At 67.2% G+C, this 21,055-nt stretch carries 18 protein-coding genes and 1 tRNA gene; 6 read left to right on the forward strand and 13 right to left on the reverse strand.

Annotation, left to right across the window (positions count from 1 at the left end; translation table 11 throughout):
- Window position 1 precedes the first annotated feature (1 nt).
- The 5 genes from BGP17_RS02775 to BGP17_RS02795 all read right to left on the reverse strand — a co-directional run bounded on the left by BGP17_RS02775 (window position 2) and on the right by BGP17_RS02795 (window position 5,387).
- Window positions 2–1,933 (reverse strand): acetyl/propionyl/methylcrotonyl-CoA carboxylase subunit alpha, encoded by a 1,932-nt coding sequence (locus tag BGP17_RS02775; RefSeq protein ID WP_286710934.1) that lies wholly within the window; start codon window positions 1,931–1,933, stop codon window positions 2–4.
- A gap of 154 nt (window positions 1,934–2,087) precedes the next feature.
- Window positions 2,088–2,396 (reverse strand): DUF3088 family protein, encoded by a 309-nt coding sequence (locus tag BGP17_RS02780; protein WP_286710935.1) that lies wholly within the window; start codon window positions 2,394–2,396, stop codon window positions 2,088–2,090.
- Window positions 2,393–2,893 (reverse strand): nuclear transport factor 2 family protein, encoded by a 501-nt coding sequence (locus BGP17_RS02785; protein WP_286710936.1) that lies wholly within the window; start codon window positions 2,891–2,893, stop codon window positions 2,393–2,395. Before BGP17_RS02785 ends, BGP17_RS02780 begins: the two co-directional genes overlap by 4 nt.
- A gap of 55 nt (window positions 2,894–2,948) precedes the next feature.
- Window positions 2,949–3,722, reverse strand: a complete 774-nt coding sequence (locus BGP17_RS02790) for a hypothetical protein (RefSeq protein ID WP_286710937.1) — start codon at window positions 3,720–3,722, stop codon at window positions 2,949–2,951.
- A 63-nt stretch (window positions 3,723–3,785) separates the two neighbouring features.
- Window positions 3,786–5,387, reverse strand: coding sequence for a carboxyl transferase domain-containing protein (locus tag BGP17_RS02795; protein WP_286710938.1), 1,602 nt, complete (start codon window positions 5,385–5,387; stop codon window positions 3,786–3,788).
- Window positions 5,388–5,514: 127 nt separating this feature from the next.
- Between BGP17_RS02795 and BGP17_RS02800 the strand changes: the two genes are divergently transcribed.
- Together BGP17_RS02800 and BGP17_RS02805 are read left to right on the forward strand one after the other, a co-directional pair.
- Window positions 5,515–7,584 (forward strand): M13 family metallopeptidase, encoded by a 2,070-nt coding sequence (locus BGP17_RS02800; RefSeq protein ID WP_167299136.1) that lies wholly within the window; start codon window positions 5,515–5,517, stop codon window positions 7,582–7,584.
- 50 nt (window positions 7,585–7,634) lie between these two features.
- The gene (locus tag BGP17_RS02805) at window positions 7,635–8,825 is read left to right on the forward strand and encodes an SGNH/GDSL hydrolase family protein (protein WP_286710939.1); all 1,191 of its coding nucleotides are present in this window, start codon (window positions 7,635–7,637) and stop codon (window positions 8,823–8,825) included.
- Window positions 8,826–8,891: 66 nt separating this feature from the next.
- Here the strand turns inward: BGP17_RS02805 and BGP17_RS02810 are convergent, their stop codons facing one another.
- From BGP17_RS02810 to hmgA, 4 genes are all read right to left on the reverse strand, one after another.
- On the reverse strand, window positions 8,892–10,043 hold the full coding sequence (locus tag BGP17_RS02810) for an isovaleryl-CoA dehydrogenase (protein ID WP_286710940.1): 1,152 nt from the start codon (window positions 10,041–10,043) through the stop codon (window positions 8,892–8,894).
- Between the two features lie 132 nt (window positions 10,044–10,175).
- Window positions 10,176–10,601, reverse strand: a complete 426-nt coding sequence (locus BGP17_RS02815) for a hypothetical protein (protein WP_286710941.1) — start codon at window positions 10,599–10,601, stop codon at window positions 10,176–10,178.
- Between the two features lie 164 nt (window positions 10,602–10,765).
- On the reverse strand, window positions 10,766–11,122 hold the full coding sequence (locus BGP17_RS02820; RefSeq protein WP_286710942.1) for a Rieske (2Fe-2S) protein: 357 nt from the start codon (window positions 11,120–11,122) through the stop codon (window positions 10,766–10,768).
- Window positions 11,119–12,399 (reverse strand): homogentisate 1,2-dioxygenase, encoded by a 1,281-nt coding sequence (hmgA, locus tag BGP17_RS02825; protein WP_286710943.1) that lies wholly within the window; start codon window positions 12,397–12,399, stop codon window positions 11,119–11,121. Before hmgA ends, BGP17_RS02820 begins: the two co-directional genes overlap by 4 nt.
- A 162-nt stretch (window positions 12,400–12,561) precedes the next feature.
- On the opposite strand from hmgA, the gene BGP17_RS02830 reads away from it, so the two are divergent.
- On the forward strand, window positions 12,562–13,905 hold the full coding sequence (locus tag BGP17_RS02830; protein ID WP_286710944.1) for a dicarboxylate/amino acid:cation symporter: 1,344 nt from the start codon (window positions 12,562–12,564) through the stop codon (window positions 13,903–13,905).
- A 75-nt stretch (window positions 13,906–13,980) separates the two neighbouring features.
- Here BGP17_RS02830 and hppD read toward each other — a convergent pair whose 3' ends face one another.
- From hppD to BGP17_RS02845, 3 genes are all read right to left on the reverse strand, one after another.
- Complete coding sequence (gene hppD, locus BGP17_RS02835) at window positions 13,981–15,018, reverse strand: 4-hydroxyphenylpyruvate dioxygenase (protein WP_167299129.1); 1,038 nt, start codon at window positions 15,016–15,018, stop codon at window positions 13,981–13,983.
- Window positions 15,019–15,091: 73 nt separating this feature from the next.
- Complete coding sequence (locus BGP17_RS02840; protein WP_286710945.1) at window positions 15,092–16,438, reverse strand: FAD/NAD(P)-binding protein; 1,347 nt, start codon at window positions 16,436–16,438, stop codon at window positions 15,092–15,094.
- 1 nt (window position 16,439) lies between these two features.
- Window positions 16,440–16,706 (reverse strand): DUF6356 family protein, encoded by a 267-nt coding sequence (locus BGP17_RS02845; protein WP_167299127.1) that lies wholly within the window; start codon window positions 16,704–16,706, stop codon window positions 16,440–16,442.
- 269 nt (window positions 16,707–16,975) lie between these two features.
- Between BGP17_RS02845 and BGP17_RS02850 the strand changes: the two genes are divergently transcribed.
- The 3 genes from BGP17_RS02850 to BGP17_RS02860 all read left to right on the forward strand — a co-directional run bounded on the left by BGP17_RS02850 (window position 16,976) and on the right by BGP17_RS02860 (window position 19,215).
- Window positions 16,976–18,619, forward strand: coding sequence for an MFS transporter (locus BGP17_RS02850; RefSeq protein WP_286710977.1), 1,644 nt, complete (start codon window positions 16,976–16,978; stop codon window positions 18,617–18,619).
- Window positions 18,616–19,080, forward strand: coding sequence for a YbaK/EbsC family protein (locus BGP17_RS02855; protein WP_286710946.1), 465 nt, complete (start codon window positions 18,616–18,618; stop codon window positions 19,078–19,080). The genes BGP17_RS02850 and BGP17_RS02855 overlap by 4 nt, the downstream gene beginning before the upstream one ends.
- Before the next feature lie 60 nt (window positions 19,081–19,140).
- Window positions 19,141–19,215 (forward strand) — tRNA-Glu (locus tag BGP17_RS02860).
- Between the two features lie 58 nt (window positions 19,216–19,273).
- On the opposite strand, the gene recJ is transcribed toward BGP17_RS02860, so the two are convergent.
- The gene (gene recJ / locus BGP17_RS02865; protein ID WP_286710947.1) at window positions 19,274–21,037 is read right to left on the reverse strand and encodes a single-stranded-DNA-specific exonuclease RecJ; all 1,764 of its coding nucleotides are present in this window, start codon (window positions 21,035–21,037) and stop codon (window positions 19,274–19,276) included.
- Between the last annotated feature and the right edge of the window lie 18 nt (window positions 21,038–21,055).

Genomic DNA, 21,055 nt, shown 5'->3' on the forward strand with positions numbered 1-21,055 from the left:
GTCAGCCTTCCGTCTTCTCGACCTTTACCAGCAGCGTGCCTTCGCTCACCTGGCTGCCCTGCGCCACCGGCAATTCGCCGACAATGCCGTCGAACGGCGCGGTGAGGCCATGTTCCATCTTCATCGCCTCGAGCGTGACGAGCCGCTGGCCCTTGGTGACCGCGTCGCCCGCCGCTACCTCCACGGCGGTCACCCGGCCGGGCATTGGCGCCAGGATCGCACCGTCGGAAGCGGCGCCGGCCGCCGACACCGCAGCGCGGGGGAGCGACGCCAGGAACGACAATCCGTCGTCGTTGATCGCCACGCCGCCGGAGACCGGCTCGCCGACGACTTCGGCGCTGCGCCAGTCGACGGGCAACTCGGCATGGTGGAGCTTGCCCTCTACATTCACCGCCACCTTGCGGTTTGCCGGAGCATTGAGGCGGAAGCCGAGCGCGCCCCGCAGCGGATTTGGCTGCGGCGCGGAAAGCAGGTCGCCGTCCCAGAAGGCCAGCATGGTCGGCTCGCCATAATATTCCTGGACCAGGATCGCGGCCGCGGCCTGCCTGATCATGTCCTCCGTCGGCTCGGGGGGCGGCAGCAGTGCGGCGCCCCGGGCCGCGATGAAGCCGGTATCTATGCGGCCGGCACGGAAATCCGCGTCGTCGAGCGCCCGCCACAGGAAAGGCGCATTGGTCTTGACCGGATAGATGTCGGTGGCGGCGCAGGCGCGGGCGAGCGCCTCGCAAGCCGCGTCGCGACTCTCCTCGTGCACGACGATCTTGGCGATCATCGGGTCGTAGAAGGGGCTGATCTCGGCGCCCTCATAGACGCCGGTCTCGAGCCGCACGCCCCTGTGCGGGCGGAATATCTCGAGCGCTCCGATGCTCGGCAGGAAGCCCTTGGCCGGATCCTCCGCATAGAGCCGCGCTTCCATCGCCCAGCCCTGGATGGAGAGCTCGTCCTGCCGGAGCGGCAGCTTCTCGCCCGAAGCCACGCGCAGCTGCCACTCGACCAGGTCCTGACCGGTGATTTCCTCGGTCACCGGATGTTCGACCTGGAGACGGGTGTTCATCTCCATGAACCAGATGCGGTCGGCGCGCAGGCCCTCCGAGGCGTCGGCGATGAACTCGATCGTGCCGGCGCCGACATAGTCGACCGCCCTGGCCGCGCGGACGGCGGCGGCGCAGATCGCCGCGCGCGTATCCGGGTCCATGCCCGGCGCGGGGGCTTCCTCGATCACCTTCTGGTGGCGGCGCTGGAGCGAGCAGTCGCGCTCGAACAGGTGGACGACATTGCCGTGCGTGTCGCCGAACACCTGCACTTCGATGTGGCGCGGCGAGAGGATGTACTTCTCGATCAGCACCCGGTCATCGCCGAAGGAGGCGGCAGCCTCGCGCTGGCAGGAGGCGAGGGCGTCGGCGAAGTCGCCGGCCGCATCGACGCGGCGCATGCCCTTGCCGCCGCCGCCGGCTACGGCCTTGATCAGCACGGGATAGCCGATCTTGTCCGCCTCGGCCCGGAGATGCGCGGGGTCCTGGTTTTCGCCGAGATAGCCCGGGGTGACGGGCACGCCGGCCGCGATCATCCGTTCCTTGGCCGCATCCTTCAGTCCCATGGCGCGGATGCTGTCCGGCCGGGGGCCGACCCAGGTCAGGCCGGCGGCGACCACCGCCTCGGCGAAATCGGCATTCTCGGAGAGAAAGCCATAGCCGGGATGGATCGCCTCGGCGCCGGTCTGCCTGGCGGCGGCGATGATCTTCTCGCCGACCAGATAGCTGTCGCGGGCCGGAGAGGGGCCGATATGCACTGCCTCGTCGGCTTCCCGGACGTGCAACGCCTTCGCGTCGGCGTCCGAATAGACCGCGACGGTGCGGATGCCCATGTCGCGGGCGGTGCGAATGATGCGGCAGGCGATCTCGCCGCGATTGGCGATGAGCAGGGACTGGATCATCGGGCGGCCTCGCGGAAGTTTACGAAGTTTACGCTGCGGGGGCCCCGACTTCCCCTCCGATGCGCCGGCCGTGAAGGCTGGGCGGCGGCGAGGCGAAGATTGCGCTGCATGGGGGCCGACGGGTACATGCGAAATCCTAGGTTGAAAGCGGAAATCACGGATGCCGCTCCGGAAAGCCGTGCCGCTGGGCCAGGGCGGCGAGCAGCGCCTCGATCTCGTTGGCGAAGCCGCCCTCCCACATCAGGGCCGGCAGATTCTGGTTTTCCTCCCCGATCGCCTCCACCACCGCGGCACGCGGCCGCGGCCAGGGGACGCGGACCACGTCGATATTGGCGGCGCGCTCGGGGAAGGTGGCCAGCAGCCCTTCGACGACCATGCAGTCCCGGCAATAGAAGACGCGCTTGCCGCCAAGGGCAGGATCGGCGAATTCATGCTCGAGCAGGAAGAGCGTGTCGCGGCTCATTGCGCGGTGCAGCCGGTGGCGCGCTGCGACCAGGTGACGTTGAGCACCTTCCACGACGCGTTCTCGCGGACCAGGTCGAAATGGTTGATCCCGCAATGGTGCGCCTTGCCGTCGATCAGGAAGACATAGGGCGCCCAGACCATGGCGATGTCGCCATCGACTTCGATCGCCGGCATCGAGATGCGCTCCTCGAGCTTCTCCGGGCCCGGCTTGATGCCGGCGGCGAATTCGGTCCAGCTCAGATGGCGGATCGCGCGGCTGCCGTCGGGCTTCTCGATCGCGACGGTGGCGCCGCCCTCGGCTCGCGTCTGGGCGAGGATCGCAGCGCCGTCATGCGCGGCGAGGCCGGCGAACATCGCGTTGATCGGCGTCATCACCGCCGCGGCCTCGGCATCCTCATAGGGTAGCGGGTTGGCCGGGGGCAGCTTGGGCGCGGGCGTGGTCTGGGCCAGCGCCGGGAGCGGGGTGAGGAGGGCGGCGAGGAGAAGCTGCTTCATAGCGGATCCTTCAAGGCTCCTCCCGCGCGTATCGCGGAGAGGAGGAGGTTTCATGTCAACGCCCGGCCTGCCCCGCGGATGCCGGGCAGGGATAGCCGGACCGGATCGGATCGAGCACGGTCAAAACAGGCGGGTCACGCCATTGCGATGCCTTGTTGCGCAGATGATCGGAAACCTTGTTCAGCACGCCATATTCCTGCGGCGTCAGTGCCTGATCCCCGCTGCCGAGCTGCAGGCCGCACGCCTCGCCGCGCTCCATCAGCTTGGCTGCGCCGGTGAGCGCGACGCTGGAAAGTTCGCGGGCACCGGCGACTTCTTCCGCGAGCGGTTCGAACGGCCAGAGCAGGATATTCTTGATCATGCCGCGTCGTCCGCTTGCCCAGGACTCGTAGTGGAGCACCTTGGCGAGGGCATTGGCCCGCTGTTCCAGACCGGCGCGAGTTTCGAGCGGAGCCGTCACCGGAGTCAGGTTATACTGGCGCAGGCCGAAATAGCCGGCGGCGAGAAGCACGACGAGCACCACGCCGCCAAGGCCCACCAGGCGCTTCTGGGCAGCGCGCTGCCAGGGCGATGGGCCTGCCACGTCCTCGATCCGGTTCAGCAGATCATAGCGTATCTTGTCGTAGGTCGAATGGAGCTCGGCAGCGGAGAGCGCGGAAATCTCGTCCAGATCGTCGTTGACCGCGCGCGTCGCCGCATCGGCGGATCTGCGTTCCGCGACCAGCTGGTCGACGAAACCGTCGATCGCCGCCCGATAACGGCCTTCAGTCTCGTCGCGCAGCGCGTGATCGGCAGGATCGGTATTCTCGAGTTCGAGTGCCAGGTTCATGATGGGCGCATAGTCTCGCTGCAAATTCGCCTCCCCCCGTTAGCGATTTCAGTATTGCACAACTCACATCCGGAACACGCCGAACGCCGGGCGTTCCGGGATCTGCGCGTTGAGCGTCGCGGCGAGCGCGATGCCCAGCACGTCGCGGGTCTGCGCCGGATCGATGATGCCGTCGTCCCACAGGCGCGCAGTGGCGTGCCAGGGATTGCCCTCGTCCTCGTAGCGCTGGCGGATCGGGGCCTTGAACGCCTCCGCCTCTTCAGGCGTCCATTTCTCGGCGTCGCGATGGACGGTGGCGAGCACCGAGGCGGCCTGCTCGCCGCCCATCACCGAGATGCGGCTGTTGGGCCAGGTGAACAGGAAGCGGGGCGAATAGGCCCGGCCGCACATGCCGTAATTGCCGGCGCCGAAGCTGCCGCCGATCAGCAGCGTGATCTTGGGCACGGTTGCGGTGGCGACCGCCGTCACCAGCTTCGCGCCATGTTTCGCAATGCCTTCCGCCTCATACTTACCGCCGACCATGAAGCCGGAGATATTCTGGAGGAAGAGCAGCGGGATGCGGCGCTGGCAGGCCAGCTCGATGAAATGCGCGCCCTTCTGCGCGCTTTCCGAAAACAGCACGCCGTTATTGGCGATGATGCCCACCGGCATGCCCCAGATATGCGCGAAGCCGCAGACCAGCGAAGTGCCGTAGAGCGGCTTGAACTCGTGGAATTCGCTGCCGTCGGTAATGCGGGCGATCACCTCGTGCACGTCATAGGGCGCGCGGACGTCGTCGGGGACGATGCCGTACAGCTCTTCCGCGTCATATCTGGGTGCACGGGGATCGAGCAGGGCGATGTCGGGCGTGCGATCGGCGGGCAGGTGGCTGACGATGTCGCGGACGATGGTCAGCGCGTGCTCGTCATTCTCGGCGAGATGGTCGACCACGCCCGACTTGCGCGCATGGAGATCGCCGCCGCCGAGATCCTCGGCCGAAATGACTTCGCCCGTGGCAGCCTTCACCAGCGGCGGTCCGGCGAGGAAGATCGTGCCCTGCGCGCGGACGATCACCGTCTCGTCGCTCATCGCGGGAACATAGGCGCCGCCGGCGGTGCAACTGCCCATCACGCAGGCGATCTGCGGAATGCCCTTGGCCGACATGTTGGCCTGGTTGAAGAAGATGCGGCCGAAATGGTCGCGATCGGGGAAGACCTCGGCCTGGTGAGGCAGGTTGGCGCCGCCCGAATCGACGAGGTAGATGCAGGGCAGGCGGTTCTGCTCGGCGATCTCCTGGGCGCGGAGATGCTTCTTCACCGTCATCGGATAATAGGTGCCACCCTTCACCGTCGCATCGTTGCAGACGATCATCACGGTGCGCCCGGAGACTCGGCCGATCCCCGCGATCAGCCCGGCACCGGGCACCTCGCCCTCGTACATGTCGCAGGCGGCGAGCTGGCCGATCTCGAGAAAGGGGGAGCCGGGGTCGAGCAAATGCTCGACGCGCTCGCGGGGGAGCAGCTTGCCGCGACCGGCATGGCGTTCGCGAGCGGCTTCGCTGCCGCCCAGTGCCGCCCGGGCGACATCGGCGCGAAGCCGCTCCGCCAAAGCGCGATTGTGCGCGGCGCGGGCGCGGAAATCCGCGCTATCCGCCGCAACCCTCGAATCGAGCACCGGGGCGCTCATAGATAGGGCATCCTTCCTGTCCTAGTTTTCCCTTCCCTACACTGGCCGGGCGGGCATGGGAAGGTGCTGGCGCAAAGCAGCGAGCAGGAGTAGCACCCCAGCCATACAGTAATACAGGAGAGTCGGCTTGAAGACTTACACGCTCCTCGTCGCGGCCTTGCTCGCGACCACCGCCTGCACCCCTTCGGGCACGGGCGCGGGGACCACGGCCGCGGCCGGCACCGGCGTCGGCGTCGACCTGGTCGGGCTCGACAAGCAGGTGAAGCCGGGCGACGATTTCGAGGAATATGCCAATGGCGGCTGGCGCGCGAAGACCGAGATCCCGGCCGATCGCGTCATCACCGGCATGTTCCTCGACGTGTTCAACAAGGCCGAGGCGAACAACAAGGCGATCATCGACGCGGCGCTGAAGGCCGATGCCGCTGCCGGCACCGACCAGCGGCGGATCGCCGACTGGTACAAGGCCTATACCGACACCGCGGGGATCGAGGCGCGCGGGCTGGCGCCGCTCAAGCCCGTGCTGGACGCGATCGCCGCGCTCAAGGACAAGAAGGCGCTCTCCGGGATGCTGGGCGGCAATGTCCGCGCCGATGTCGATCCGCTCAACGCGACCAATTTCCACACCGAGAATCTGTTCGGCCTGTGGGTGAGCCAGGCGCTCGACAAGCCCGACCGGACGGTGCCCTATGTGCTCCAGGGCGGCCTGGGGATGGAGGATCGCGACTATTATCTCTCGAAGACCGAGGCGATGGCCAAGGCGCGAGAGGGCTACAAGGCGTATCTGCTCAAGATCTTCACCATGGCGGGTATGAGCGATCCGGCGGCGCGTGCCGCGCGGGTCTTCGACCTCGAGACCAAGATCGCCGCCGCGCACACCGATCTCGTCGCCAGCCAGGACGTGCAGAAGGCCGACAACTGGTGGAAGAAGGCCGATTTCGCGGCCAAGGCACCGGGGATCGACTGGGACGGCTTCTGGAACGCCGCCGGGCTGGGCGGCCAGCAGGAATTCATCGTCTGGCACCCGGACAGCACGGTGAAGCTCGCCAAGCTGGTCGAGAGCGAGCCGATCGAGGCCTGGCAGGACTGGCTGGCCTTCCACCAGATCAACCAGGTCACCGCGGTGCTGCCGGCGAAGTTCGACCAGGCGAGCTTTGACTTCTTCTCGAAGCAGTTGCGCGGCCAGCAGGCGATGCGCCCGCGCGACAAGCGCGCCATCGCCAGCGTCAACAACAACCTCGGCGACGCGGTCGGCCAGCTCTATGTGAAGGACTATTTCCCGGCTTCGTCCAAGGCCGACATCCAGAATATGGTGGCGAACATCAAGGCCGCGTTCGACAAGCGCGTCGCCGGTCTCAGCTGGATGGACGAGGCGACCAAGGCCGAGGCGCGCAAGAAGATCGAGACGATGCGCGTGGGCGTCGGCTATCCGGAGGCCTGGCGCGACTATGCCTCGCTTGACGTGAAGGCGGACGACCCGGTCGGCAACCTGCAGCGCGCCGACAAGGCCGAGACCCGGCACCAGCTCGCCAAGATCGGCAAGCCGGCCGACAAGGGCGAATGGTGGATGACGCCGCAGACGGTGAACGCGGTGAACCTGCCGCTGCAGAATGCGCTCAACTTCCCGGCCGCGATTCTCCAGGCACCCTTCTATGATCCGAAATCGGACGCGGCGGCCAATTACGGCTCGATCGGCGCGACGATCGGCCATGAGATCAGCCACAGCTTCGACAATACCGGCTCGAGCTTCGACAGTGCCGGCAAGCTGCGCAACTGGTGGACGCCCGAGGACCTGAAGCATTTCCAGGAAGCGAGCGCGGCGCTGGCGGCGCAGTACAGCGCCTATGAAGTGCTTCCCGGCCTGTTCCTCAATGGCAAGCAGGTGCTGGCCGAGAACATCGCCGACGTCGCGGGCCTGACTGCCGCCTATGAAGCGTATCACGCCTCGCTCAAGGGCAAGGAAGCGCCGGTTATCAACGGGCTGACCGGCGACCAGCGCTTCTTCCTCGCTTATGCCCAGAGCTGGCGCGAGAAGCAGCGTCAGGAGGCGTTGCGCGCCGAAGTGGCGACCGACGGACATGCGCCGGGCCGCTGGCGCGCGTTCACCGTGCGCAATCTCGACGCATGGTATCCCGCGTTCAACGTGCAGCCGGGCGAGAAGCTGTATTTGGCACCCGAGAAGCGCGTGAAGATATGGTGATATCGGACTGATCGGATAGTCTGGCGGCAGATAGCCAAATGGGAGATGCCATGCGCTGGATGCCCTTGGGAGCGGCGATCGCGCCGCTGCTGTTTGCCGCCATTTCCGCCGATGCCCGCCCGGTCCAGGACGGCTGGACGCCCGCCTGGACCGCCAGCATGTGGCGGGCGGCGGATCCCGACGATCGCGTGGCGGTGGAGAATGCGACGCTGCGCATGAAGGTGCGCGTCGGCGCGGGCGGGAGCAAGGTCCGCATCCGGCTGGCGAACGACTATGGTCAGGCGATGCGGATCGGCGCGGCGACGGTGCGCCTCGCCGGGAGGGCGCCGGTGCGCGTGACGTTCGACGGGCGCGGCGACGCCAGGCTGCCCGCCGGGGCGCCGCTGGTGAGCGACGCGATCGCGATGCCGGTCGAGGCGTTCGAGCAGCTCGAGGTCTCGCTATACCTGCCGGAGAAGGTCGAGATCGAGACAGTCCATATGGCGCGCGGCGCGCCGACGGACATCTCTGCGCCGGGCGACCGTAGCGGCGAGGCATTCGAGGCGGTCCGGCGGTCGGACCCGCGGCCGCTGCTTGCCGAGGTCGACGTGCTCGGTGCGAAGCAGCGCCCGGTGGTCGTCGCCTATGGCGATTCGATCACCGACAATGTCGGCTGCGCGAACGATGCGGTGCCGGCGTGCCGCTGGGGCGACGTGCTCGGCCGGCGCATCGCTGCGGCGGGGATGCCGCATGTGGTGGTGACTCAGGCGATCGGCGGTAATCGCATCCTGCAGGGAGGGCTGGGCCCGACCGCGCTTGCCCGCTTCGATCGCGATGTGCTCGCATTGCCCGGCGTTTCCCATGTCGTGCTGCTCGAAGGCGTCAACGACATCGGGAATTCGGGCAAGAACCGGGGCGGCGTGCAGAATCCGGTGGTGACACCGGAGGACCTGAAGGCGGCCTATCGCCAGATCGTCGCGCGGGCGCATGCGCATGGGATCAAGGTGATCGCGGCGACGATCCTGCCTTATGAAGGCGCCAGCTATCACACGCCCGACGGCGAGGCGCTGCGCGTGGCGATCAACGACTGGATGCGCGGCTCGGGCACCTTCGACGGCGTGGTCGACCTGGAGAAGGCAGTCGCCGATCCCGCCAATCCGAAGCGCCTGGCGCCCGCCCTGCAGGGCGGGGACAATCTCCACCCCAATGGTGCGGGCGAAACCAGGATGGGCGAGGCGATCCCGCTGGCGCTGTTCGAGTAGCTCCAGCTCAATGGGCGGGAAGGACGAGGGGTTTCCCCATCCTCCCCGCCGATGGGAGAAGCAACCCTAGTTGCCGATCAGCTCGCGCCCGATCAGCATGCGGCGGATCTCGTTGGTGCCGGCACCGATGTCGAGCAGCTTGGCGTCGCGGGCGAAGCGCTCGACCGGCCAGTCCTTGGTATAGCCGGCGCCGCCGAGCGCCTGGATCGCCTCGAGCGACACCTTCACGGCATTCTCGGAGGCGAGCAGGATCGCGCCGGCCGCGTCGAAGCGCGTCGTCTTGCCGGCGTCGCAGCTCTTCGCCACGGCATAGACATAGGCGCGGGCCGAGTTCAGCGCGACATACATGTCCGCCACCTTGGCCTGCATCAGCTGAAAATGGCCGATCGGCTGGCCGAACTGCCGGCGCTCGCGGATATAGGGCAGCACGACGTCGAGACAGGCCTGCATGATGCCGAGCTGGATGCCGGCGAGCACCGTGCGCTCATAGTCCAGGCCCGACATCAGCACGCCGACGCCGCCGTTGAGCGGGCCCATCACCTGCTCTTCGGGGACTTCGCAATCGTCGAACACCAGCTCGGCGGTGGGCGATCCGCGCATGCCCATCTTGTCGATCTTCTGGCCGATCGAGAAGCCGGGCATGTCCTTCTCGATCAGGAAGGTGGTGATGCCGCGCGAGCCTTCGCCCGTCTTGGCATAGACGACCAGCGTGTCGGCATAGGCGGCGTTGGTGATCCAGAACTTGGTGCCGTTGAGGACATAGCCGCGATCGGTCTTCTCGGCGCGCAGCTTCATCGAGACGACGTCCGAGCCGGCGCCCGCCTCGGACATGGCGAGCGATCCGACATGCTCGCCCGAGATCAGCTTGGGAAGGTATTTGGCCTTCTGCTCGGGATTGGCCCAGCGGCGGATCTGGTTGACGCACAGGTTCGAGTGGGCGCCGTAGCTGAGCCCGATCGAGGCCGATGCGCGGGCGACTTCCTCCTGCGCGACGACATGCTCGAGATAGCCCAGGCCCAGGCCGCCCCATTCCTCCTCGACGGTGATGCCGTGCAAGCCGAGTTCGCCCATTGCCGGCCAGAGCTCGGCCTTGGGAAACCAGTCCTCGGCATCGATCTTCGCGGCGAGCGGCTCGATGCGCTCCTTCGCGAAGCGCTGCGTCGTCTCGCGGATCATGTCGGCGGTCTCGCCAAGGCTGAAATCGAGCGTGGGATCCATGGGCCTCTCTCCGGAATATGCGCGTCAGCAGTGCTGACCTTTTTCTGCGCGCTTTTCCCCGATTTCGGGCAAGGCGGCAAGGGGAGAGAGGGGAGGCCCCCGGGGGCGATCCCGAACCCCGGGGGGCGGGGGTCAGTCTGCGCCTTCGGTGATTTCCGCGGGCTCGGCAGGTTCGTCGAGGCCACGGATGCGGTCGGGCCAGATCCCCACGGTCGGTCGGCCGGTAACGTTGACGAACGTGTAGGCACGGTCGCCGATATGGATCAGGATCTCCGTCTTGTCCTTCCGCGTGATCTTCAGCTTGTTGTCCGGCGTCGTGACATAGGGGCAATCCTCCAACTTGCCGTTCAGCGTCATCTTGCAGACGCCTGACGGGCTGGTGTCCGGCATGACGATGTCGATATCTATCTTGGAGAAGAATATCTCTCCGCTGAGCTTGGCGCGAAGCTGCTCGATCTCATGGGTGTTTCCACTGCCGAGACGGGCTCCCGAGACGAACAAACCAATCTTCTCGTGCGGGCGCAGCATCGGATTGATGAATTTGCGTAAATCAGCCATTTTACGATTCTCCATGGACTACAAACGCATTTCGACTCGATATGGAAATATCGAAGACATTATTGCATGATTTCTTGGAGAATTTCCCGAACAATAACAGGATATGTTCGATATATTGAGTAAGTACTGGAAAACTCGGCATTAGTATTCTCCGCCTGGTGCGATCAGGCGGTGACGATCATCCCGTCGCGAACCATCACGGGCCAGCGACGCAGCTTTGCCCCCACACAGGGGCCGCCGACACAGGCGCCGTCCTCGATCCGGTAGAGCGCGCCGTGCCAGCTGCACTGGATATGGCTGCCATCGGGCGTGAGATACGCGTCGAGCCTGTTGCTGAGCGGCAGTGCCATGTGCGCGCACAGGTCGAGATACCCATGGACCGTCTCGCCCCGGCGCACGACGAAGCCGTGGAAGCGGCCGGCGCGCATCTCGAGCACGAAATTGCGCGCCTTGCCGTCGGGGATGAGGTCGAGCGGGCCGAGGGTTACGTCGGGAGGCGTTTCGGTGAGGCGTTCGCTCACTTCGGCAGCTGCGCCTTCGGGAAACCTGCCCAGGCCGCGTCGTAATCCGGCTGCGCACGGTCCAGCGCATATTGGGTGGGGCGATAGGGCCAGCATGTCTCGACCATGAAGGCCATGGTCCCGTCGATCTTGTGCGGTTTCAGGTCCGCGTTGCTTGCGCCCTGCCAGCTGGTCACGTCGGGGCCGTGCCCGGCCATGAGATTGTGGAGCGACAGGCCGCCGGGAGCGAAGCCCTCTGCCTTGGCGTCATAGGCGCCGGTGATCAGGCCCATCGCCTCGCTCATCACGTTGCGGTGGAACCAGGGCGGGCGGAACGTGTCCTCGGCGACCATCCAGCGCGGCGGGAAGATCACGAAATCGGCATTGGCGCGGCCCGGCACGTCGCTGGGCGAGGTGAGCACCGTGAAGATCGACGGATCCGGATGGTCGAAGCTCACCGTGTTCATCGTGTTGAACCGGGCGAGGTCGTAGCGCCAGGGTGCGAGATTGCCGTGCCAGGCGACCACATCGAGCGGGCTGTGGGGGAGTGTGGTGGTCCAGAGCGCGCCGAGATGCTTCTGGACGATCTCGAAATCCTCGTCGCGATCCTCGAACCAGGCGGCGGGCGTCTCGAAGTCGCGCGGGTTGGCGAGGCCGTTGGCGCCGATCGGGCCCAGATCGGGCAGGCGGAACAATGCGCCGTGATTCTCGGCGACATAGCCGCGCGCCTCGCCGTCCGGGAGCAGCGCGCGGAAGCGCACGCCGCGCGGCACGAGTGCGACCTGGCCGGGGGCGATGTCGATGCGGCCCAGCTCGGTGAGCAGGGTGATGCGGCCGGCCTGGGGAATGAAGAGCAGCTCGCCATCCGCGTCGAAGAAGACGCGGGTCTCCATGTCCTTGTTGGCGGCATAGACATGCACCGCCACGCCCTCCAGGTCCGCAGGATCGCGGTTGGCGAGCATGGTGGTCATGCCGTCGATCAGATCGGTGCCCGGCGGCGGAGCCTCGACCGGGTTCCAGCGCAGGCGATTGGGGGGCAGGGGATCGCCGACCGTGCCGGGCGCGAAGTTCCTCGCTCCCCGATAATGGGTGAAGGGCGCATGCTCCGCGGTGGGGCGCAGACGATAGAGCCAGGAGCGGCGGTTCTCGTGCCGGGGCGCGGTGAACGCCGTGCCGGAGAGCTGCTCGGCATACAGTCCGAAGGCGGGCCTTTGCGGGCTGTTGCGCCCCACCGGCAGCGCGCCGAGCACCGCCTCGGTGGAGACATGGTTGCCGAAGCCGGGGAAATAGTCGGTCATCGCATCCTCTCTATGCTCGCCTCCCTGTAGCGCTGCCCATAATAGTGTCAAATGATACTATATGATGCGCGATTGCCTATCAGGGTGCGAACCTAAACTTTGTTGGGCGGCGGCGGAGTAATTCCTACTTCTTTAGTGGGTTTAATTCCGGAGTCGTAACCAATGGCCATCATCAGCGCAGCCGCACCCCGGCGGTTCCAGCTGCCAAGCTTCGGCGTGCAGGTCGCCATCGGTATGGCGGCAGGGCTGGTGCTGGGGCTGGCCGCGCGGGCAATCGGCAGCGACGGCGAGACCGCCAGCGGCCTCGCCCAGGCGTTGCAGACGATCGGGCAGATCTTCGTGCAGCTGCTCAAGGTGCTGGTGCCGCCGCTGGTGTTCACGGCGATCGTCGCCTCGATCGCGGCGCTGCGCGACCTAAACAATGCGGCGCGGCTGGTGGTGCGGACGCTGCTGTGGTTCGCGATTACCGCGGCGATCGCAGTGGCGATCGGCATCACGCTCGGCCTTGTGCTCCAGCCGGGGCATCACAGCGCCGTCGCCGCCACCGCGGCGGCGGCGCCTTCGAGCACCGGGAGCTGGCTCGATTTCCTGAAGGGGCTGGTGCCGGTGAATTTCCTGGGGCTGGCGGCATCGACCCGGCTGGCGGAGGGCGGGGCCGTTACCGGGCTCTCGTTCAATGTGCTCCAGATCATCGTGCTCGCGGTCGCGATCGGTGCGGCGGCAGTGCGGGCGGGGGAGGCGGGGCATCGCTTCCTCGATTTCAACGCCTCGGCGCTGGCGGTCTTCCGGCTGCTGCTGCGCTGGGTGATCCGGCTGACTCCGATCGGCACTGCGGCGCTGATCGGCGACGCGGTGGTGCGTTATGGCTGGGAGTCGCTGGCGGCGCTCGGCACCTATGCGGGGGCAGTTTATCTTGGGCTGGCTCTGGTGCTGCTCGTCGTCTATCCGGCGCTGCTGGCGGCGCATGGTCTCAGCCCCTTGCGCTTCTTCGCCTTGGCCTGGCCGGCGATCCAGCTCGGCTTCGTTTCGCGTTCCTCGGTCGGCACGCTGCCGGTGACCGAGGACGTGACCGAGCGCGCACTCGGCGTCCCGCGCGCCTATGCCGCCTTCGCGGTGCCGCTGGGCGCCACGACCAAGATGGACGGCTGCGCGGCGATCTATCCGGCGATCTCGGCGATCTTCGTCGCGCAATTCTATGGCATCCCGCTGGGGATCGAGCATTATGCGCTGATCGCCTTCGTCTCGGTGCTGGGATCGGCCGCCACTGCCGGCCTAACCGGCGCGACCGTGATGCTGACGCTCACCCTTTCCACGCTGGGGCTGCCGCTGGACGGCGTGGGGCTGCTGCTCGCGATCGACCCGATCCTCGACATGGGCCGGACCGCGACCAACGTGGCGGGGCAGATGCTGGTGCCGGTGATCGTGGCGAAGCGGGAAGGACTGCTCGACGAGACACGGTTCCGCGAAGGCGCGCGCGAGGCAAGGGGCGAGCCGGCCCTTGCCTGAGGGTGTTGGCCGGGGCGAGCGGCGCGCTACGCGACTGGCGTCGCTCCCCCGGCTTCCTCTCCAAACCGATACCCGTCAGGCGTCGACCTTGATCACGCCGCGGCGGATCTGATCCAGCTCGATGCTCTCGAACAGCGCCTGGAAGTTGCCGTTGCCGAAGCCTTCATTGCCCTTGCGCTGGATGATCTCGAAGAAGATCGGGCCGAACATGTTCTCGGTGAAGATCTGGAGCAGGATGCCCTCGTCGCCGATATTGCCGTCGATCAGGATGCGGTTCCTGCGCAGGCGCTCCAGGTCCTCGCCGTGGCCGGGTACGCGCTTGTCGACCAGCTCGTAATAAGTCTCGATCGTGTCCTGCAGCTTGACGCCGCGGGCGCGCAGGCGCTCGACCGTGTCGTAGATGTCCGGCGTGGTCAGCGCGAGGTGCTGGATGCCCTCGCCCTTATACTCGCGGATGAACTCCTCGATCTGGCTCTTGTCGTCCTGGCTCTCGTTCAGCGGGATGCGGATCGCCTTGTCGGGTGCGATCATCGCCTGGCTGAACAGGCCGGTCGCCTGGCCCTTGATGTCGAAATACTTCTGCTCCTCGAAGCCGAAGAGCGTGCGGTAGAACTCGCTCCACACCCGCATCTGGCCGCGGCGGACATTGTGGGTGAGGTGATCGAGCAGGTCGAGCCCGACATTGTTCTTCGCCTCGGCCTCCCGCCAGCCGGGGAACTCGGCCCAGTTCTCGTAGAGGTCGATGCCGTCCTGGATGAAATAGAGATAGGATCCGCCGATGCCGAGGATGACGGTGTCGTCCTCGTCGGTGCGCTTGGCGCCGTGCTCGAGCGCCCAGGCCATCGCCTTGGCCGGATCGGCGACGCGAAAGGCCATGGCGCTGGCCGAGGGGCCGTGCTCGCCGCGGAAGGCCGCGACGCGGCCGGCCTCGTCGCGGTTGAGCATCAGGTTGATGCGGCCCTGCTTGTAGCGCGTGACGTTCTTGGTCGGGTGCCGGTGCGTCGGCACGAAGCCGAGCATTTCGAACTGCTTCCCCATCGCCTCGGGATCGGGCGAGGTGAATTCGACGAATTCGAAGCCGTTGAGGCCGAGCGGATTGGCAGGATCGGTCATGGGTGCACGCTCCAAGAAGGTAACGCGCGGGCTAGTCCGAAGTGCAGTTAGTGTCAATTGATACTAGTTGCGGTCAGAGCCCTTCGCCACCCACCCAGTGCGCATTGGAGAGGCGCCGGGCGACGCTCCAGGTCTGGGTGCGGATGTCCGGCACCGCGACGATTTCCCAGAAGGCCCCGCGCGTCATCGGACCCAGCGCGTAGAGATTGGCGTTGGGCCGGCCCCTGGCGTTGATCGTCTGGCCCTGATTGTCGACATCGATGCCCAGATGCGCGGCGTCGGGGCGGATCACGCCGCGTGCCGCGAGCTGTTGCAGCAAGGGTTCCTCGGTGCGGTTGAGGTCGCCAAGGGGGCCGGTGCAGTTGACGATGCGCTGGACGAGTATCGCCTCCGCCGTCTCGGCGCCGCGGCGGCGGAGTTTGACCTCGATGCCCCCGGGCTTCTCCTCGAAGCCGAGCGTCTTGCCTGCGATCACTTCGAGCTGGCCGCGCTCGACAACGGCCATCAGCCGGGCATGGACCTCCGGGGCGAGGCGGTGGCGATGCACGTCCCACCAGGGGCGGAGATGGCGCAGGAATCGGCCGCGCTCGGCCTCGCTGGCATTGCCCCACATCGCCTGAGTGAAGGGGCGGAGTTCGTCGACCGCGTTGCGCCAGCCGATTTCCGCGCCGCGCGCGCGCACGGCGTGCAGCAACCCGGAGGCAGTGGTGGCGGGGCGCTCGGCCAGCTTCTTCCAGTCGCTGCCCGGCGCATGGGCGCGCGGCAGCAGGCCGCGGCGGGACAGCGCGACGATCTTGCCCTTGAACCCGCGCGCGTCGAGCAGCAGCACGACGTCGATCATCGTCAGGCCGGTGCCGATCACCAGCACGGTATCGTCGGGGCCGAGCCCTTCGGGCACGCTGGCGTCCCAGGGGTCGCCCTTGTAACGCTCCGCGGAGAGCTTCTCGGGATCGAGGCCGGGCGGATCGTGCGGGGGCAGGTTGCCGACCGCAAGCACCGCGGCGTCGGCCTCGATCGTGCCGGTCTTCAGCCGCACCTTCACGCCATCGCCGAATTCCAGGTCCTCGACTTCGTCGCGAACCAGCTTCAGCCGGTCGGGATGCTCGAGCAGCGCGGCGTCGAGCAGCTCGCGGAGATACTCGCCATAGGTGACGCGGGGGATGAAGGCGCTCGGCGCATCCTCCACGCCGCGCGCCTGGAGCCAGCGGACGAAGTGCGAGGGATCGTCGGGGAAGGCGCTCATGTTCGCGGCGCGCACGTTGAGCACATGGCTGGGATGCGCGGCGCCATAGGCGAGGCCCAGGCCCGCCACCGGCGCGCGCTCGATCAGCGTGGCGCGGGGCCCCTCGTGGCGAAGCAGGTTGACCGCCTGCAGGGTGCCGGAGAAACCGGCGCCGATGATTGCGACATGCTCGATCACGTCAGATTTCGTATTCGATCTGCCACTCGGGCTGTTCATAGGCCGGCTTGCGTGCCGCCATGCCGGGCTGGCGGGCGAGCATCTGCCCGTAAAGCCGCTTCACCGCATCGCTGGCGGTGCGGGCGAACAGCGCCGGGACGACGGCATGGACCACACAGGCTGCGCCCCCGACGATCATGGTGAAGCCGAATCGCGCGGCGGTGGCGGCATGCTCGCCATAGCTTTCGCCGACGGCGCGCGGATGGGACAGGAAGATGCGCTCGAACATGGGCGCCGTGTACGCCCCCCGGGCCGCACTGTGAAGTACAGCTTTTGCGATCCCAAGCCTGGCTTTGTTTGCAATGCGACGGCGCATGGCCGAACCTGGGGAAGAGGCGAGCCGGAGAGCACGCGCAGCGACGGGGGTTCCAACCGCGGACGGACTGTGGTTGGTTAGCGCTAACAATATGAGGGGATGACAGCTTGAGCGAGGATGCACGGTCCGACACCCCGTCGGCGCCCTTGGGCGAACATCATACGGCCACCCGCAACGAGAAGATGGTGATCGCGGCATCGTCGCTGGGCACCGTGTTCGAATGGTATGATTTCTATCTCTACGGCCTGCTCGCCACGACGATCTCGGCGCAGTTCTTTGCCGGGGTGAACGACACCACCGCATTCATCTTCGCGCTCGCGGCGTTCGCGGCGGGGTTCGCGGTGCGTCCGTTCGGTGCGCTCGTCTTCGGGCGGATCGGCGACCTGGTGGGGCGCAAGAATACGTTCCTGGTGACGATGGGGATCATGGGCGGATCGACCTTCGCCGTGGGCCTGCTCCCCAATTTCGCCACTGCCGGCGTGGCCGCGCCGATCCTGCTGGTGACGTTGCGGGTGCTCCAGGGGCTGGCGCTGGGCGGCCAATATGGCGGCGCCGCCACCTATGTCGCCGAGCATGCGCCCAACCATAAGCGCGGGCTCTACACCAGCTGGATCCAGACCACCGCGACGCTCGGCCTGTTCGCCTCGCTGCTTGTCGTGATCGGCACGCGGTCATGGCTGGGCGAGGCGGCGTTCGCGAACTGGGGCTGGCGCGTGCCGTTCCTCGCCTCGATCCTGCTGCTCGGCGTATCGCTCTGGGTGCGGCTCCAGCTCAACGAGAGCCCGGTCTATGCCCGGATGAAGGCGAGCGGCAACACGTCCAAGGCGCCGCTCACCGAGGCGTTCCTGCGCTGGGGCAACCTGCGCATCGTCCTCATCGCGCTGTTCGGTGCGGTCGTGGGGCAGGCGGTAGTGTGGTACACGGGGCAATTCTACGCGCTGTTCTTCCTCGAGAAGACGCTGAAGGTCGACGGGATGACCGCGAACGTCCTGATCGCCATCGCGCTGGCGCTGGGCACGCCCTTCTTCGTGTTCTTCGGTTGGCTCTCGGACAAGATCGGGCGCAAGCCGATCATCCTGGCCGGATGCCTGCTCGCCTCGATCAGCTATTTCCCGCTGTTCCATGCGCTGACCCAGGCGGCGAACCCCGCGCTGGCCGAGGCGCAGGCGCGGGCGCCGGTGGTCGTCTCCACGCTCAATGCGCATTGCTCCTTCCAGTTCGATCCGATCGGCAAGAACAAGTTCGATGCGAGTGGTTGCGATGTCGCCAAATCCTATCTCGCCAAGGCTGGCGTTCCCTATGAGCATGAAGTCCTCCGCCTGTCGGACGATGTGACGATGTCGCCAGTGCCGGAGGATCAGGTCGAGGTGGCGATCGGCGGGAGCAAGGTCACTGCGCCGACCGCACTTGCCGGCATGGGCACGGGTGCCCGCAAGGCAGCGATCGCTGCCTTCCAGAAGGACCTCCAGGCCGCGCTCGCCGCTGCCCGCTACCCTGCCAAGGCGGACGATGCTCGGATCGACAAGCCGCTGGTGGTGGCGATCCTGTTCGCGCTCGTGCTGCTGGTGACCATGGTCTATGGCCCGATCGCGGCGATGCTGGTCGAGCTCTTCCCCAGCCGCATCCGCTATACGTCGATGAGCCTGCCCTATCATCTGGGCAATGGCTGGTTCGGCGGCTTCCTGCCCGCCACCGCCTTCGCGATGGTGGCGGCGACGGGGGACATCTATTACGGCCTCTGGTATCCGGTGGTGGCCGCGGCCGCGACGCTTGTCATCGGCCTGTTGCTGCTCCCCGAAACCTTCCGGCGGAAGATCGAGGAATGACCGTCGAAACCGTGCGCGCCTGGCTTGCCGAACATGCGCCGGATCTTGTCCTGATCGAGCAGGCGGCGAGCACCGCCACGGTGGCGGAGGCGGCGGCGACGCTCGGGGTCGAGCCCGGGCGCATCGCCAAGACGCTGGCGCTGCGGGTGGGCGATGCTGTCGTGCTCGTCGTCGCGCGTGGCGATGCGCGGCTCGACAATCCCAGGATCAAGGCCGAGTTCGCGGGCCGCGCCTCGATGCTCGGCGCCGAAGAGGCGGAGGCGCTGACCGGTCATCCGGTGGGTGGGGTCTGCCCCTTCGGGCTGGCAACTCCGCTGCCGGTCTATTGCGATGTCTCGATCCGGGGATTCGCGACGGTGTTTCCGGCGGCGGGCTCGCGCACCGCATCGGTGGAAATCGCGCCCGAACGCCTGGCGGCGCTGGTTTCGCGGCGTTGGGTTGACGTATGCAAGCTGGGGTGAGCAAATGCGCTTGACCCGCCGCGCAACCTTCCCTAACGGACCGCCTCCACGCTTCGGCATGGCCCCTTCGTCTAGCGGTTAGGACGCGGCCCTTTCACGGCTGAAACACGGGTTCGATTCCCGTAGGGGTCACCATCCGCCGCTCGCGGCGTGGTCTTCCACATCGATTGGCGTTCGCCGACGGCAGCAGGGGCTAGTCCGCCCAGGCCGCGTCCTCGACGTGCAGCTCGGCCGCGGGGCGGGAGCCCCAATCGTCGATCCTGGCACGGCCGGCGAGCCAGAGCTTGCGGTGGCGCGGAGCGGAGAGCAGCGCCTGGCCCAGCTCGGTATCGGCCTGTCGGAAGGCGACGGCCTTGATGCTGCGCCCGTCCGGCCCCGCCACGATCAGCCGCACATGCCCGCCCGTGCCGACCACATCGGCCTTGATCACCGTCACCGGCCCCGCCGCCACGCGCGGCGCCGGCCAGCCCATGCCATAGGGGCCGCCGGCCTCCATCGCGTTGACGAGCTCGGGGCAGACGCCGCCCGGGGCCACCACCGCGTCGAGCAGCAGCGCGCGCTCGCCCATCGCCTGGGTGACGCGTTCGGAAAGCCGCTCCTCGAGGAACTCGGCAAAGCTATCGAGCCGCTCGGCATCGATCGTCACGCCGCAGGCCATGGCGTGGCCGCCCCCCGCCCTGAGCAGCCCCGCATCCTTGGCGGCGAGCACTGCGGCGCCCAGATCGACGCCGGGGATCGAGCGGCCCGAACCCTTGCCGATACCATCCTCGTCGAGCGCGATCACGATCGCCGGCCGGCCGAGCTTTTCCTTGAGCCGCCCCGCGACAATGCCGATCACGCCGGCATGCCAGCCCTTGCTCGCAATCACCGCGACCGCGTGGTTCGCCTTGCGCAGGCTGAGCTCTTCCGCCTCGGCCTGCACGCCGGCCTCGATCGCGCGGCGCTCCTCGTTGAGCTGGTTCAGTTCCTCCGCGATCGTCCGTGCTTCCTCGGGATCGCGGGTGGTGAGGAGGCGCACGCCCAGGTCCGAGCGGCCGACGCGCCCGCCGGCATTGATCCGGGGGCCGAGCGCGAAGCCCAGGTCAGTGGCGGTCGGCGCGCGGGTGAGGCGTGAGGCCTCGATCAGCGCATTCAGCCCGATGTTGCGCCGCTGCGCCATCACCTTGAGGCCCTGGGCGACGAAGGCGCGGTTGAGCCCCTTCAGCGCCGCCACGTCGGCGACGGTGCCGAGCGCGACGATATCGAGCAGGTCGAGCAATTTGGGTTCGGCCCGGCTCGCGAAATAGCCGCGCCCGCGCAGCGTACGGATCAGGGCCGCGCCGAGCAGCCAGGCGACGCCGACCGCCGCGAGGTGGCCGTGCGCCGCACCCTCGGTCTCGTCGAGCCGGTTGGGGTTCACCAGCGCGAGCGCCTGCGGAAGCTCGGTGGTGCATTTGTGATGGTCGACGACGATCACCTCGGCGCCGGCGGCTTTCGCCATCTCCAGCGCCTCGAAGGCCTGGGCGCCGCAGTCGACGGTGACGATCAGGCTGGCGCCCTCGTGCTTGAGCCGCACCAGCGCCTCGCCCGAGGGGCCATAGCCCTCCATCAGCCGGTCGGGAATATAGGGGCGCGCCTCGAGGCCCAAATCCCGCAGAAGCAATATGAGCAATGCCGCGGAAGTAGCGCCATCCACGTCGTAATCGCCGAAGATCGCAACCTGTTCGCGCTGCTCGACAGCATCGGCGAGCCGCGCGGCGGCCTTGTCCATGTCGCGGAAGATCGAGGGGTCGGGCATGAAGGCGCGGATGCTGGGCGCCTTGTGCATGTCGAGTTCCTCGCGCGCCACGCCGCGGGCGATCAGCAATTGCGTCACCAGGTCGTCCGGCACCAGCCCGCCGCGCGAATCGGCGGCGAGCCCGCGCCAGTGCCAGGGCTGGCCGGTGATCGAGCGCTGGATGTTGAGGACTGCGGACATCGGAACAGCTATGGAACA

The sequence above is a fragment of the Sphingomonas sp. 67-41 genome, assembly GCF_001899725.1.
GTDB lineage: Bacteria > Pseudomonadota > Alphaproteobacteria > Sphingomonadales > Sphingomonadaceae > Sphingomonas > Sphingomonas leidyi.

Excerpts from the sequence above, each read along its gene's own strand:
- BGP17_RS02845 (WP_167299127.1), bottom strand. The coding sequence starts at position 16,706 with ATGTTCGAGCGCATCTTCCTGTCCCATCCGCGCGCCGTCGGCGAAAGC.
- BGP17_RS02810 (WP_286710940.1), bottom strand. The coding sequence starts at position 10,043 with ATGGATCCCACGCTCGATTTCAGCCTTGGCGAGACCGCCGACATGATC.
- BGP17_RS02815 (WP_286710941.1), bottom strand. The coding sequence starts at position 10,601 with ATGGCTGATTTACGCAAATTCATCAATCCGATGCTGCGCCCGCACGAG.
- BGP17_RS02795 (WP_286710938.1), bottom strand. The coding sequence starts at position 5,387 with ATGAGCGCCCCGGTGCTCGATTCGAGGGTTGCGGCGGATAGCGCGGAT.
- hmgA (WP_286710943.1), bottom strand. The coding sequence starts at position 12,399 with ATGACCGACTATTTCCCCGGCTTCGGCAACCATGTCTCCACCGAGGCG.
- recJ (WP_286710947.1), bottom strand. The coding sequence starts at position 21,037 with ATGTCCGCAGTCCTCAACATCCAGCGCTCGATCACCGGCCAGCCCTGG.
- BGP17_RS02780 (WP_286710935.1), bottom strand. The coding sequence starts at position 2,396 with ATGAGCCGCGACACGCTCTTCCTGCTCGAGCATGAATTCGCCGATCCT.
- BGP17_RS02850 (WP_286710977.1), top strand. The coding sequence starts at position 16,976 with ATGGTGATCGCGGCATCGTCGCTGGGCACCGTGTTCGAATGGTATGAT.
- BGP17_RS02805 (WP_286710939.1), top strand. The coding sequence starts at position 7,635 with ATGCGCTGGATGCCCTTGGGAGCGGCGATCGCGCCGCTGCTGTTTGCC.
- BGP17_RS02785 (WP_286710936.1), bottom strand. The coding sequence starts at position 2,893 with ATGAAGCAGCTTCTCCTCGCCGCCCTCCTCACCCCGCTCCCGGCGCTG.
- BGP17_RS02830 (WP_286710944.1), top strand. The coding sequence starts at position 12,562 with ATGGCCATCATCAGCGCAGCCGCACCCCGGCGGTTCCAGCTGCCAAGC.
- BGP17_RS02775 (WP_286710934.1), bottom strand. The coding sequence starts at position 1,933 with ATGATCCAGTCCCTGCTCATCGCCAATCGCGGCGAGATCGCCTGCCGC.
- BGP17_RS02855 (WP_286710946.1), top strand. The coding sequence starts at position 18,616 with ATGACCGTCGAAACCGTGCGCGCCTGGCTTGCCGAACATGCGCCGGAT.
- hppD (WP_167299129.1), bottom strand. The coding sequence starts at position 15,018 with ATGACCGATCCTGCCAATCCGCTCGGCCTCAACGGCTTCGAATTCGTC.
- BGP17_RS02790 (WP_286710937.1), bottom strand. The coding sequence starts at position 3,722 with ATGAACCTGGCACTCGAACTCGAGAATACCGATCCTGCCGATCACGCG.